The organism is Agromyces sp. 3263, assembly GCF_031456545.1.
In the GTDB taxonomy this organism is placed as follows: domain Bacteria; phylum Actinomycetota; class Actinomycetes; order Actinomycetales; family Microbacteriaceae; genus Agromyces.
The window spans coordinates 2526075-2539232 of sequence record NZ_JAVDUV010000001.1 but is presented as its reverse complement, the minus strand read 5'-3'; the positions used below and the strand labels follow the sequence as shown (position 1 = coordinate 2539232).

General features: G+C 69.3%; 12 protein-coding genes and 1 tRNA gene. 8 read left to right on the top strand and 5 right to left on the bottom strand.

Translation table 11 applies throughout. The features are described from left to right. Window positions 1-411: 411 nt before the first annotated feature. Window positions 412-702 carry a hypothetical protein gene (locus tag J2X63_RS11650; RefSeq protein WP_309977215.1) on the top strand — a complete coding sequence of 97 codons (291 nt, stop codon included), beginning with the start codon at window positions 412-414 and terminating at the stop codon, window positions 700-702. Between the two features lie 60 nt (window positions 703-762). Here J2X63_RS11650 and J2X63_RS11645 read toward each other — a convergent pair whose 3' ends face one another. Beyond that, window positions 763-1752: a formylglycine-generating enzyme family protein gene (locus J2X63_RS11645; protein WP_309977213.1), complete on the bottom strand. Its 990-nt coding sequence runs from the start codon at window positions 1750-1752 to the stop codon at window positions 763-765. Between the two features lie 209 nt (window positions 1753-1961). On the opposite strand from J2X63_RS11645, the gene J2X63_RS11640 reads away from it, so the two are divergent. The 5 genes from J2X63_RS11640 to J2X63_RS11620 are packed head-to-tail and all read left to right on the top strand — an operon-like array spanning window position 1962 to window position 8910. Next, a complete protein-coding gene (locus tag J2X63_RS11640; protein WP_309977211.1) occupies window positions 1962-3500 on the top strand; it encodes an ABC transporter substrate-binding protein in 1539 nt (512 codons plus the stop codon). A 55-nt stretch (window positions 3501-3555) separates the two neighbouring features. Beyond that, a complete protein-coding gene (locus J2X63_RS11635; RefSeq protein WP_309977209.1) occupies window positions 3556-4497 on the top strand; it encodes an ABC transporter permease in 942 nt (313 codons plus the stop codon). Further along, complete coding sequence (locus J2X63_RS11630; RefSeq protein WP_309977208.1) at window positions 4494-6251, top strand: dipeptide/oligopeptide/nickel ABC transporter permease/ATP-binding protein; 1758 nt, start codon at window positions 4494-4496, stop codon at window positions 6249-6251. The genes J2X63_RS11635 and J2X63_RS11630 overlap by 4 nt, the downstream gene beginning before the upstream one ends. A 2-nt stretch (window positions 6252-6253) precedes the next feature. Then, on the top strand, window positions 6254-7129 hold the full coding sequence (locus tag J2X63_RS11625) for an ATP-binding cassette domain-containing protein (RefSeq protein WP_309977206.1): 876 nt from the start codon (window positions 6254-6256) through the stop codon (window positions 7127-7129). Beyond that, a complete protein-coding gene (locus tag J2X63_RS11620) occupies window positions 7129-8910 on the top strand; it encodes a sulfatase (protein ID WP_309977205.1) in 1782 nt (593 codons plus the stop codon). Before J2X63_RS11625 ends, J2X63_RS11620 begins: the two co-directional genes overlap by 1 nt. On the opposite strand, the gene J2X63_RS11615 is transcribed toward J2X63_RS11620, so the two are convergent. Beyond that, window positions 8853-9467 (bottom strand): PadR family transcriptional regulator, encoded by a 615-nt coding sequence (locus J2X63_RS11615; RefSeq protein ID WP_309977203.1) that lies wholly within the window; start codon window positions 9465-9467, stop codon window positions 8853-8855. The genes J2X63_RS11620 and J2X63_RS11615 overlap by 58 nt on opposite strands. Before the next feature lie 141 nt (window positions 9468-9608). Continuing rightward, a tRNA-Ser gene (locus J2X63_RS11610) sits at window positions 9609-9698 on the bottom strand. A 100-nt stretch (window positions 9699-9798) separates the two neighbouring features. On the opposite strand from J2X63_RS11610, the gene J2X63_RS11605 reads away from it, so the two are divergent. Both J2X63_RS11605 and radA read left to right on the top strand, forming a co-directional pair. After that, window positions 9799-10602, top strand: a complete 804-nt coding sequence (locus J2X63_RS11605; RefSeq protein ID WP_309977201.1) for an SGNH/GDSL hydrolase family protein — start codon at window positions 9799-9801, stop codon at window positions 10600-10602. Window positions 10603-10611: 9 nt separating this feature from the next. After that, window positions 10612-11979, top strand: a complete 1368-nt coding sequence (gene radA, locus J2X63_RS11600; RefSeq protein WP_309977199.1) for a DNA repair protein RadA — start codon at window positions 10612-10614, stop codon at window positions 11977-11979. A 17-nt stretch (window positions 11980-11996) separates the two neighbouring features. On the opposite strand, the gene J2X63_RS11595 is transcribed toward radA, so the two are convergent. Both J2X63_RS11595 and J2X63_RS11590 read right to left on the bottom strand, forming a co-directional pair. After that, window positions 11997-12407 carry a dehydrogenase gene (locus J2X63_RS11595; protein ID WP_309977196.1) on the bottom strand — a complete coding sequence of 137 codons (411 nt, stop codon included), beginning with the start codon at window positions 12405-12407 and terminating at the stop codon, window positions 11997-11999. Between the two features lie 176 nt (window positions 12408-12583). Next, a complete protein-coding gene (locus J2X63_RS11590) occupies window positions 12584-12922 on the bottom strand; it encodes an ATP-dependent DNA ligase (RefSeq protein ID WP_309977194.1) in 339 nt (112 codons plus the stop codon). Window positions 12923-13158: the final 236 nt, after the last annotated feature.

Sequence of the window (13158 nt, the reverse complement as noted above, 5' to 3'; positions counted from 1 at the left end):
GCGTCCGTTCCCCGTGGTTCGGTCGTACGTCAGTGGAGGCGGGCAGGCGCACGCGCCTGCCGAACCTGTCGCCGCGGATGCGGTGACCTGCGTGCAGTACGTCGAACTTCCTCCGGGGATGCGCTGGAACAGCCATCGTTCCTGCGCCGGGTTGAGAAGGCTCAGTCGAGGACAGTACGCCCGGCCCGACGCCAGCGTCAATGACCGCCACGCCGTTCCGGTCCGCGGAACGCGCCCCAATTCGGGGGCCACCTGCGGGCACCGGCCGACCGATGCGCACGCGGACATCGACACATGCCGCGACCTGCATGTCAGCCGTTCCGGGCCCATGAGTCGGTAGGTTCCGGGCCCATGAGTCGGTAGACTGACCGCTTACCCGATGGTCGCCCTCACACCCGAACGAGGAACACCGTGCTCACCAGACGAGGAAGTCTGTACGTCATCCATGCCGGCGTCGCCGTGCGGTATGACGACGGCGAAATCACGCTCACCCACGCCGATCGTTCGATCGTCACCTCCGACCCCGACTTCGTCGAGGGCGTCCTGACGGCGGCGGTCCGGCAGGGGATCCGCGTCGCGACGAAGCGCCCTGTCGCGAGCAGGAATCCCGCATCCGGTGACGCCGCCGGTCGGCCGTCGGTGCCAGCCGACGAGCGCCCCGAAGGCAATGTGCAGCCTCACGGCGGATCCGCCTGGCACTGAGCCCCGCTCCGCGCGCGGCCCGAGCCGACCTCACCCGGCAGAAGTGCGGGCTCGACGGTTTCAGGGCTGGAGCGCGACGGTACGGAAGCCGGCGTTGCTCATCGACGCATCCGGAGCAGTGGAGGAGCGCGCCGAGTTGCGGAACCGGTTGCAGTAGCTCGGGTGGCAGAGGTACGAGCCGCCGCGCAGCACTCGGCGGGTGCCCGTCGATGGGCCGTGCGGGTCCGTGTCGGAGGCGTCGGAATATGCGTCGCGGTGGAACCAGTCGCTGCACCACTCCCAGACGTTGCCGACCATCTGCCACAGCCCCCACCCATTCGGTTGGTACGACTCCACGGGAGCGGTGGTCGCCCACCCGTCGGCGGCCGTGTTCGTGGCCGGGAACCGGCCCTGCCAGATGTTCGCCCGCCAGCCTGGAGCATCGACCGGCTCGTCGCCCCAGGGGTAGGTCGCGCCGTCGATGCCCGCCCGGGCGGCGTACTCCCACTCGGCTTCGGTCGGGAGTCTGCGGCCCGCCCACCTGCAGTAGGCCCACGCGTCGTTCCAGCTGACGTGCACCACGGGGTGATCCTCGCGGCCGGCGGTGGTGGACAGCGGGCCGTCGGGGTGCGCCCAGTCCGCGCCGCGCACCGCGACCCACCAGGGGATGCCTCCGGCCGGGCCGACGACGTCGGCGCGGTTCGCCGCGACCTGGAGGTGGAAGACCGCAGATGACCCGAATCGCTCCGCATCCGTGACGTAGCCGGTCGCGCCGATGAACACGGCGAAGTCGCGGCTGCGCACGGTCGTCGCGTCGATCGAGAAGGCGCTGAGCCCGACCCGATGCAGTGGGAGCTCGCCATCGCCGTCGTTCCGGTCGCCGCGCGCGTCGCCCATCACGAAGGCGCCGGCCGGGATCGGCCGCTGCTCGACCGCATGCCGGCTGCGGGGCGAACCTGCGAACGAGGCGACGGGCACCATGCTGGGCGCCGCCACCAGGCTCGGAGTGGTCGCCGTGGTCGACGCGCAGGCGCATCCGCAGTTCGACTGCGCGTTCCGCGGTGCCGGCATCATCGCCCCTCTCAGTGGCCCGCCTCCATGAGGCAGCCGGTCGGTTTCGGATGCTCCGCCATATCGCCACCTCGGCGGTCACGGTCTTGACAGCCGACGTGGACTCGATACTATTTGACGAATCTATTAGAGGACAAGTCATCTAGTGGATCCCCGCCCACACCGCGCTCCACCGAGTCCGCAGCGCAACCCATTCAAAGGAGAATGACGTGCAACCTCGCACTTCCCGACCGCTTCGGCGGATCGCCACCGGGGCCCTCGCGCTCGCGCTGGCCGGCACCGCCTTCACCGCCTGCTCCGCGGGAGGCGAGCCCGATGCTGAACAGTCCGCAGGCGCGACGCTGACGATCGCCTCCATATTCGACAACAACTCGTTCGACCGCGGCGCGCTCGAGATCGGGAACCGCGTCCACTACTGGATGCCCGTCTACGACACGCTCCTCGTGCTCGATCCCGACGCGCAACTGCAACCGAACCTCGCGACCGAGTGGTCGTACAACGACGACAACACCGTGCTCAGCCTCACCCTCCGCGACGGCGTGGAGTTCACCGACGGAACGCCGTTCGATGGCGAGGCGGTGAAGGCCAACCTCGAGTACCTGAAGGCGGGCACCGGCCAGAACGCGTACATGGCTGCGTCCATCGACGAGGTCGAGGTGGTCGGCGCCACCGAGGTGAACCTCAGGCTCACCGCCCCCGACCCGGGGCTGTTGAACTACCTGGCCGTGGTGGGCGGTGCGATGGCCAGCCCGACGACCCTCGGCGCGGGCGACGAGGCGACCACGGCGATCGGAAGCGGACCGTACGTCCTCGAGAAGGCCACGCCCGGCAGCGAGTACGTGTACGAGCGCAACGAGGACTACTGGAACAGCGAGGCATTCCCCTACGACGAGATCGTCGTCAAGCCGATCTCCGACTCGACGGCCCGGCTGAACGCGCTCAAGTCCGGCCAGGCCGATGTGGCGCTCGTGGACCCGCCGCAGGTGTCCGAGGCCGAGGGCAGTGGGCTGACCGTCGAACGGTACCCCACCGACTGGCAGGGTCTGTTCCTGAACGACCGCGCGGGGGCGACCGTTCCGGCGCTCGCCGACGTGCGGGTGCGTCAGGCCATCAACCTCGCGATCGACACGAGATCCATCCTCGAGAACCTCGCCCGCGGCGAGGGGGAGCTCACGTCGCAGACGTTCAACACGAGCAGCGACGCGTTCGTCGCCGACCTGGACGACGCGTATCCGTACGACCTGAAGCGGGCCAAGGCCCTGATGGCCGACGCCGGCTTCGAGGACGGCTTCGCGGTGACGATGCCCGACCTCTCGTCGTTCCCGCAGATCACGCCGATCCTCAAGCAGCAGCTCGGCCAGATCGGCATCGACGTGACGTTCGAGAAGATCGCGGCGGATGCCACGATCCCGGAACTCCTCTCGGGCAAGTACCCGATGTTCTGGTTCTCGCTGGGAAGCCAGTCGCCGTGGCAGGACTTCCGCAAGTTCGGCACCGCCGGCTCGCCCTGGAACACTTCGCATGTCGACGACCCGACGATGACCGCCCTGCTGGAAGCGGCGCAGTTCTCGACCGGCGACGAGCAGGTGGCGGCGTTCCAGGCCGCCAACGAGTATCTCGTCGACCAGGCGTGGATGGCTCCGTGGTTCCGCGCCAACACGCTGCTGGCCACGTCGACCGACGTGCGGGCGACGCCGCAGGCGTGGAACGTCGTTCCCTGGATCCGGAACTTCGCACCCGCACAGTGATCGACCCGGAGGGCGGCCGGCGTGGCCGCCCCTCCGGCATGAATGGAGCATCCGCATGACGTTGTTCATCCTGCGCCGGGCCATGGCCGGTGTCGTCCTGGTCTTCGTGATCTCGACCGTCTCGTTCCTCCTCATCTCCTCGACCGCGGCCGATGCGGCACGCAACATGCTCGGCGAGAGCGCGACCGAGGCCGAGCTCGCCGCGAAGGCCGCGGAACTGGGATTGGACCGGCCCCTGATCGAGCAGTACCTCGACTGGCTCGCCGACGCCCTGCAGGGCGACTTCGGCGTCTCGTGGTTCACGAGCGAACCGGTCACCGACATGGTGTCGAACCGGCTTCCCGTCACGCTGTCGATGGTGATCCTCGCGGTGCTCGCCACTGCCGTGATCAGCCTCGTCCTCGGCGTGACCGCCGCGGTCCGCGGCGGGGCCGTGGACAAGGTGCTCCAGTTCGTCTCCGTGATCGGATTCTCGCTCCCGAACTTCTGGGTCGCGCTCATGCTGGTGCTGGTCTTCGCCGTGAACCTCTCGGTGTTCCCTGCGACCGGGTACGTGCCGTTCGGCGACGATCCGGGTGCGTGGGCGCTGAGCCTGGTCCTGCCGGTGACGGCGCTGGTGGTCGGTGGCATCGCGTCCGCGGCCCAGCAGATCCGCGGCGCCTTCCTCGACGTCCTCGAGCACGACTACGTGCGCACGCTCGAGGCGCGTGGCGTGCGACGCAGCTCGCTGCTCCTGCGACACGTGCTGCGCAACGCTGCGCCGCCCGCGCTCACGGTGCTGTCGCTGCAGTTCATCGGGCTCCTCGGCGGGGCGGTCGTGATCGAGCGCATCTTCGCTGTTCCCGGGCTCGGCACCCTGACTGTCAACTCCTCCATCCAAGGCGATGTCCCCGCGATCATGGGCATTGTCGTGGTGCTCGTCATCCTCGTCGTGGTGGTCAATCTCGTGATCGACCTCGCGAGCGCGTGGATCAGCCCGAAAGCGAGACTGCAATGACCGGCGCACCCTCCACCGTGGCGATCGCCGCGGCCGCCCGACCGCGGACGTCCGTCACCCGGGTCGTCCTCGGGAATCCGCTGGGACGCACCGCCCTCATCGTGCTCGCATTCGTGGTGCTGCTCAGCATCGTCGGCCCGTTCCTCATGGCGAACTCGCCGACCGCGGTGCGGTTGGACATGATCCTGGCGCCCCCCGGCAGCGACTACCTGCTCGGGGGCGACAGCGTCGGCCGCGACATCCTCAGCCGACTCGTGTCGGGCGGGCGGAACACGCTCATCGGCGCCCTCATCGCCGTCTCGATCGCGCTGGTCCTCGGCACATCGACCGGTCTCGTCGCCGGCTACTTCGGGAAGTCCTTCGACAGCGCCTCCAGCTGGGTGTCGAACGCCATCATGGCGCTCCCGGCCATGATCGTGCTGCTCGCCCTGTTCCAGACGCTCGGCGGGTCGGTCTCCGCGAGCATGGCCGTGTTCGGCGTGATGCTGGCACCCGGCTACTTCCGTCTCACGCGCAACCAGGTCATCGCGGTCAGGCACGAGCTGTACGTCGATGCGGCGCGGGTCTCGGGCCTGAGCGATGCGCGCATCATCGCACGGCACATCCTGCGCGTCGTCCGGTCCCCCATCATCATCGACACGTCGATCGTCGCCGGCATCGCGATCATGATCCAATCCGGACTCGAGTTCCTCGGCCTCGGGGACCAGAACACCCCGACATGGGGCGGCATGCTGCAGGACGCCTTCTCGAACATCTACGTCGCGCCGCTGACCGTGGTCTGGCCCGGCCTGATGATCTCCCTCACCGTCGCCGCGCTCGTGCTCTTCGCGAACGCCGTCCGCGACGCGCTCCAGGGCGGCCGGACGGACGGGGCGCCGAGCTCGTCGAAGACCCCGACGCCACTCCGGGCGGCGGTCGACGGCGACCCCGCCGTGCTGCTGTCGGTGCGCGGACTCAGCGTCGCGTACGGATCAGCCGAAGAACCGACCGTCGTCGTCGAGGACGTGGGATTCGACATCCGGGACGGCGAGATCGTCGGCGTCGTGGGTGAATCCGGCTCGGGCAAGACGCAGACGGCGTTCTCCATCCTCGGGCTGCTCCCGCGAGGCGGGCGCGTCGTCGCCGGGTCCATCCTGTTCGAGGGAACCCAGCTCGCCGGGGCGGATCGCTCCGCCTTCCGGGGGCTGCGGGGCACGGGCATCGCCTATGTGCCGCAGGAGCCCATGAGCAATCTCGACCCGGCGTTCCGGATCGGCTTCCAGCTCGTCGAGCCGATGGTGGCCGTGCTCGGCATCTCGAACCGGGAGGCCGAACGGCGGGCACTGGCCCTGCTCGCACGGGTCGGGATCGCCGACCCGAAACGCACATTCGCCGCCTACCCGCATGAGATCTCGGGTGGGATGGCGCAGCGCGTGCTGATCGCCGGCGCGGTGTCGTGCAATCCGAGACTGCTCATCGCCGACGAGCCGACGACCGCCCTCGACGTCACCGTCCAGGCCGACGTGCTCGACCTCCTGCGCGACCTGCAGCAGGAGTCCGGGATGGGCGTCATGCTCGTCACCCACAACCTCGGGGTCGTCGCCGACCTGTGCGACCGGGTGGTGGTCATGCGCCGCGGCTGCGTCGTCGAACAGGGCCCGGTGCACGACATCTTCCGGCAACCGCGACACCCCTACACGCGCATGCTCCTCGAATCGACCCTCGACGGCGTCGAGGCACGGGGCGAGCTCGTGTCCGACGCGAAGGAGAACTGACCATGGGCACCGCCACGACGGGAGCACGCCTGCTCGACGCCCGCGATCTCGTCGTCGAGTTCCCGGTGAAGGGCTGGCGCAAACCCCCGTTCCGCGCGCTCAACGGGGTGTCCATCGACATCCGCCCGGGCGAGACGCTCGGCTTGGTGGGCGAATCGGGCTCGGGCAAGACCACGCTCGGCCGGGCCATCCTCGGGCTCGTGCCGATCGCGAGCGGCGGCATCGAGTTCGCCGGACGCGACATCTCGCATCTCGGCGCCAGGCAGCGCCGGGCGCTCTCGACGGACATCCAGGTGGTGTTCCAGGATCCGTACAGCTCGCTCAACCCCGCCATGACGATCGGCGAGATACTCGGTGAACCGCTCTCGGTCCAGCCGCAGGGCAGGGCGGAGGCCGAGCGCCGCGTGCAGCAACTGCTCGACGCCGTCGACCTCCCCGCGGATGCCGAGCACCGGTATCCGCGCGAGTTCTCCGGCGGGCAGCGGCAGCGGGTCGCCATCGCCCGCGCCCTGGCCCTGGATCCGAAGCTCATCGTGTGCGACGAGCCGGTCTCCGCCCTCGACCTGTCGACCCAGTCCCGAGTGCTCGACCTGCTCATCGAGATCCAGGAGCGCACCGGGGTGTCCTACCTGTTCATCTCGCACGACCTGTCGGTGGTGCGCGCGATCAGCCACCGGGTCGCCGTGATGTACCGCGGGGACATCGTGGAGATCGGCGACGGCGACACGATCACCTCGAATCCGCATCACGCCTACTCGAAGCGGCTCCTGATGGCCGCCCCGATCGCCGACCCGATCATGCAACGCGACCGCCGAGCAGCGCGGCGACGGTTCCTCGACTCGCAGATGCTCATCACCCAGCAGCAGGAGGCCATGTAGTGCGTGCCATCGTCGTGATGTTCGACAGCTTGAACCGCCGTCTGCTGCCCGGGTACGGAGGCGCCGACGTCGACGCACCGAACTTCGAGCGCCTTGCGGCGCGAACCGCGGTGTTCGACCAGTGCTACGCGGGCAGCATGCCCTGCATGCCGGCACGGCGGGAACTGCACACCGGCCGGCACAACTTCCTCCACCGTTCGTGGGGGCCGTTGGAGCCGTTCGACGATTCGGTGCCCGAGATGCTCAAGCAGGCCGGGATCTACACGCACCTCGTGACGGATCACGCGCACTACTGGGAGGACGGCGCGGGCACGTACCATAACCGCTTCAACACCTACGAGTTCTTCCGCGGGCAGGAGGGCGACCTGTGGAAGGGCCACGTCGCCGACCCGGAGCCACCCGCCAACCTCAACCCCGAGCACTTCCTCGCCAGGCAGGACTGGATCAACCGGCTGTACCTGACCGATGAGGCGAAGCATCCGCAGACCATGACGTTCGACGCCGGCCTGCAGTTCATCTCGACGAACCTCGACGAGGACGGCTGGCTGCTGCACCTCGAGACATTCGATCCGCACGAACCGTTCTTCAGCTACGACCGGTACCGGCAGCAGTACGGACTCGGCGACGAGGAGATCGTCTTCGATTGGCCGTCGTACCGTCGGGTCACCGAGACCGACGATGAGATCGAGATCGCCCGACGCTCGTACTTCGCGCTGGTCTCGATGTGCGACCGCTCGCTCGGTCGCGTGCTCGACGTCATGGATGAGCACGACCTGTGGCGGGACACGATGCTCATCGTCTGCACCGATCATGGCTTCCTCCTCGGTGAGCACGGCTGGTGGGGCAAATCGGTGATGCCGTGGTACGACGAGTCCATCCACACGCCGCTGTACATCTGGGACCCGAGGACCGGCGTGCACGGCGAGCGGCGCGAGAGCCTCGTGCAGACGGTCGACATCGGCCCGACCCTGCTCGACTACTTCTCGATCGGCCTCACGCCCGACATGCAGGGCCATCCGCTCGGCGAGGTCGTCCGCTCCGATACGCCGGTGCGCGAGGGAGCACTGTTCGGCGCGCACGGCGGTCACGTCAACGTCACCGACGGACGGTACGTGTACATGCGCGCCTGCGCCGATCCATCGAACTCGCCGCTCTTCGAGTACACGCTGATGCCCACGCACATGCGCAGCCGATTCGCCGTGGAGGAACTGCGCGAGGCGGAGTTCGTCCCGGGCTTCGACTTCACCAAGGGCGTGCCACTGCTCAAGGTGCCCGCGTGGACCCTCGGCAACCCCTGGGAGTACGGCACGCTGCTCTTCGACCTGCAGACGGATCCGGATCAGGACCATCCGTTGCGCGACGACGAGCTCGAGCTGCGGATGGCGTCGCTGCTGGTCGACCTCATGCGCGCGAACGATGCGCCGGCCGAGCAGTTCGTGCGCCTCGGGTTGCCCGCCGAGGGCGACGTCACGCGGAAGCACCTTCAGGTCGACCGGCACTGGGAACAGGCCGAGCGATCGCGCAGCACCGCTGCACGGCGGACCCAGTTCCCCGATGACTCCGTGCTGCGCACGACGCCCCTCCGGGACCTGCTCGCCGACGACCGCGCCCGCGCCGTGCTGGACCGGATCGTCCCGGAGCTCGGTTCGCCGTTCGTGTCGGACTTCGCGGGAGCGGACCCGGTCGTCCTGGCCGCCGCGGCCGTGCCCGGCATCAGCGGGGATCAGCTGGCGGAACTGGCATCCGAGCTGGACGACGGGGCCGGGCTGCTCGATGCGTGATCGCCGTAGCGCGACCACCGTGCCCGCATCCCGTCGAGCCACTCCAGCCACGCGTCAGTCGCGTCTCGGCCCTGCTGGTCGAGCTCGTCGATGAGCTCGGCGAGCAGGTCGGTGTCGTAGTCGATCAGGCCGCTGCCCGCCTCCTCGGCGAGGGAGCGTTCGCGGAATCGGCGCACCTGATCGCGGCGGAACGCGATCTCGCGGTCGATGATGTCGACGATGGTCTCGGGCCGGATCGGACCGAGCAATGCCAGTCGCGCCGTGAAGTCGACCTCCTGCCACCGTGCGGGCGGCTCGTACGGCCTCGCGGCGAGCTCCCGAAGGTAGTCCGCCCCCGCGGTCGTAATGGCGTACACCTTCGCCTCGGGGCCGCTCTTGCGCATGGTCTCGTGCATGATGAGACCCCGCTTCTCGAGACGGCGAAGCGTGCGGTAGATCTGCGACGGATCCGCGTTCGCACGCAAGAAGATGCCCTCGACGTCGAGCCACTTCTTCAGCTCGTACCCACTCCGGGCGCGGCGCGAGAGCAGTGCGAGAAGGACGTCGTCGAAGTTCATGGTGCATCGAGTCTAGGAGCGGCGTCCGACGAGCTGGAGAAGGAGCGTCGGAACTGGGGACGCGGGGACGCTCGGTGCGCAGGCCACACACCGAGAAACCCCCCAACTTCCGCGGAATCTGCGGGAGTTGAAGGGTTTCACTGGCGGTACCGGTGGGATTTGAACCCACGGTGCGCTTTCACGCACACAACTTTTCGAGAGTTGCACCTTCGGCCGCTCGGACACGGTACCGAGGACGATCTTAGACGACATCGCGGCGACGACCAAAACGAGCGGATGCCGCGCCCACGCGTTCAGCAACCGTCCAGCGTGCTCCCATACCGTCGGCGAGGTGGTGACGTCCGACCGAGTCCTGCGCACGACCGCCGTGGCGGCCGCGATCGGGGCTGCCGGAGCGGCGGCCCTCGGATGGCGCCGCTTCCGCGCCCGTCTCACCGCGAACTCGCTCGTGCTGAACGAGACGCTCCCCGTGCACTCGAAGTGGTGGCGCGACCGCGCGAAGGTGCGGGGCGAGCTGCTCTACGTCGCCATCGGCGACAGCGCCGCGCAGGGCATCGGCGCGTCGAGCCCCGACCGCAGCTACGTGGGCGTGCTCGCGGAGGAGATCGGCGCCATCACCGGGCGCTCGGTGCGCGTGGTGAACCTCAGCGTCTCGGGTGCCACCGTGGAGCTGGCGGTCCGCGACCAGCTCCCCCGCTTCCTGAAGCTCCGGCCCGACGTCGTGACCGTCGCGATCGGGGCCAACGACATCGCGCAGTGGGATCCCGCAGCGTTCGAACGCGGCATCCGCACCATCTTCGCGGCCCTGCCCCCGCACGCGCTCGTCGCGAACCTGCCGTTCTTCTACTTCCCGCGCAACGAGCGCAAGGTCGCCGTGGCCAACCGCATCCTTCGCGCCGTGGCCGCCGAGCACGGGCTCACCGTCGTGCCGCTGCACACCGAGACGCGCCACCAGGGCATCCCGGGCATGCTCACCCAGTTCGCGATCGACATGTTCCACCCCAACGACCACGGCTATCGGGTGTGGGCCGACGCGTTCGCGCCATCGCTCGCGGCGCAGCTCGTCGAGCGGTTCCCGACACCCGAGACGGCGGCTCCGGATGTCGCGCCCGCCGTTGTCGGAGGCGACGCCTAGGCTCGGGGCATGGCCAAGCCCACCTCCGCGTTCCGATGCACCGAATGCGGGTGGAGCACCGTGAAGTGGGTCGGGCGTTGCGCCGAGTGCCAGCAGTGGGGCACCGTCGTCGACGCGGCCGAGCAGACCGGCATCCTGCGGTCCCTGCAGGCCGTGGTGCCCACGGCCGCGCGAGCTGCGCGCCCCATCAGCGAGGTCGACGTGGAAGACTCGGCGGCGCATCGCCCCAGCGGCATCGGTGAGTTCGACCGCGTGCTCGGTGGCGGCATCGTGGCCGGGGCAGCCATCCTGCTCTCCGGCGAGCCGGGCGTCGGCAAGTCCACGCTGCTCCTCGAGGTCGCCGCGCGCGTCGCCGCCACCGGGCGCCGCGTGCTCTACGTCAGCGCCGAGGAGTCCACGGCCCAGGTGCGCCTCCGCGCGGGCCGCACGGGCGCGCTGCACGACGAGCTCTACCTCGCCGCCGAGACCGACCTCGCCACGATCCTCGGCCAGGTCGACCAGGTCTCCCCCGAGCTGCTCATCGTCGACTCGGTGCAGACCGTCTCGAGCTCGCTGTCCGACGGGCTGCCGGGCCAGCCGAGCCAGGTGCGCGAGGTCGCCTCCACACTCATCCGTGTTGCGAAGGAGCGGCAACTGCCGGTGCTCCTCGTCGGGCACGTCACCAAAGACGGGTCGATCGCGGGCCCCCGGCTGCTCGAGCACCTCGTCGACGTCGTCTGCCAGTTCGAGGGTGACCGGCAGACGGCGCTGCGCTTCGTGCGAGCGCTGAAGAACCGCTTCGGCCCCACCGATGAGGTCGGCTGCTTCGAGATGACGGGCGACGGCATCGCCGAGGTGCCCGATCCCTCCGGGCTCTTCCTCAGCCGCTCGCGCAACGCCGTGAGCGGCACGTGCGTCACCGTCGCCCTCGAGGGCCGGCGGGCACTGCCCGTCGAGGTGCAGGCACTGGTCGTCTCGACGAAGGCGCCGCAGCCGCGTCGGGTGGTCAACGGCGTCGACCCGTCGCGCGTCGCGATGATCATCGCCGTGCTCGAGCGCCGCGCGGGCCTCCGTCAGCTCGGCGAGCACGACGTCTACGTCTCCACGGTCGGCGGCGTGCGCCTGGCCGAGCCCGGTGCCGACCTCGCCATCGCGGTGGCCATCGCGTCGGCCATGCGCGACCGCGCCGTCCCGCACGAACTGGCGGCGTTCGGCGAGATCAGCCTGGCGGGCGAGGTGCGCCCCGTCACCTCGGCGAAGCAGCGCGGCAGCGAAGCACGCCGGCTCGGCTACTCCACCATCCTCGACGTCGAGGCCGGCAGCGTGCGCGCGGCCGTCGAGCAGGCGATGATGGCGTCGGCTTCCAGTCGCGAGCGCGAGCTCGACGCCGCATTCTGACGGCCCGGCAGCGCCCGCTACGCCTCGAGCGCGCGGAGCAGCTCCCCCGGAGGCGCCTGCATCGGATGCGGTCCCGCGATGTCGAGGAACACCGTGGTGATCGTCGACTCGTACCGGGTGAGGAAGCTGCGCAGCCAGGCCGGGCTCTGCAGTCCCACGGCCGGGGGCAGGTTGGCGGGCTTGTTCGCGGCATCGCTGAACAGCAGCAACGCCACGTCCCCGGTGCTCGGGTCGCGGTACGTCCACACCTCCCCACCGTCGAGGGGCGTGTCGCGCGGGCCGGGCTTGACCAGTGGCACCACCGTGTTGCCATGGCGCAGCGCGAGGGCCACCGCGGCGATGTCCTGCCGCTCGAGCGCCTCGGCGAGCGCCTGCGACCGGAACTCGACGGGCGCGCTGGGCTTGCCTGACTTCTTGCGCTGGGCCATGCCACCAGCGTACCGAGCGGATGCCGCGACGAGGGCGGCTCGCAGCCGGCATCGTGGGGTCGACGGGGCCGCCTTCGTCTTCGTCGACGCGCCTCGGACCCTCACGATTCCGGCTGCGAGCACAGCCTAGGTCGGTTCCCGCGCCATAGGCGGTGAGTCCGCTGTGAACACCGGGATCATGTGGCGACCGCCTCCTCGACGATCGGTGTCGCGGGCTCGTGGTGGGCCACGGCCGACGGTTCGGGGAGCAACCTGAGGCCGCCCATGGAGTTCGCCGACACGGCGAGCTCTTCGATCCACTCGCGGTTGAGCGTGGGGTGCCTGTTGCCGGAGTACACGAACTGCACGGCGGTCTGCGGGCAGACCCAGACGCTCAGCGTCCGCTGATCATCGCGAAGCGTGAGTGCGAAGCTCTCCTGCCTGCGGAGCTTGTTGATGATCACCACCTGCAGGTGCGCCAAGGTGCGATCATCCATCTCGACCGTGGCATCGCGGTCGTACACGAAGCGTCCCATGCTGCATCCCACCTTCGAGAACGAAGCAACCGACATGGCACGGGCGACGCCGAGGCGACAGCATGCATCACGATCACTCAGCGGGGTCCGGGCCAAGCAACTCGTGCGAATTCTACTCCGGTGAGAACCACGCGTCGAGGCCGAGGGCGGCGTGCAAGCGGGCACGTCACAGCCCCCGGATCGCCTTCACCCACCGACGATCGCCGGTGGGTGAAGGCTGTCCAAGCGCAATGAGC

Bases quoted from the DNA above. Each gene is read 5' to 3' on its own strand.
- J2X63_RS11630 (WP_309977208.1), top strand. From the start codon at position 4,494: ATGACCGGCGCACCCTCCACCGTGGCGATCGCCGCGGCCGCCCGACCG.
- J2X63_RS11635 (WP_309977209.1), top strand. From the start codon at position 3,556: ATGACGTTGTTCATCCTGCGCCGGGCCATGGCCGGTGTCGTCCTGGTC.
- J2X63_RS11595 (WP_309977196.1), bottom strand. From the start codon at position 12,407: ATGGCCCAGCGCAAGAAGTCAGGCAAGCCCAGCGCGCCCGTCGAGTTC.
- J2X63_RS11615 (WP_309977203.1), bottom strand. From the start codon at position 9,467: ATGAACTTCGACGACGTCCTTCTCGCACTGCTCTCGCGCCGCGCCCGG.
- J2X63_RS11645 (WP_309977213.1), bottom strand. From the start codon at position 1,752: ATGCCGGCACCGCGGAACGCGCAGTCGAACTGCGGATGCGCCTGCGCG.
- radA (WP_309977199.1), top strand. From the start codon at position 10,612: ATGGCCAAGCCCACCTCCGCGTTCCGATGCACCGAATGCGGGTGGAGC.
- J2X63_RS11590 (WP_309977194.1), bottom strand. From the start codon at position 12,922: ATGGGACGCTTCGTGTACGACCGCGATGCCACGGTCGAGATGGATGAT.
- J2X63_RS11625 (WP_309977206.1), top strand. From the start codon at position 6,254: ATGGGCACCGCCACGACGGGAGCACGCCTGCTCGACGCCCGCGATCTC.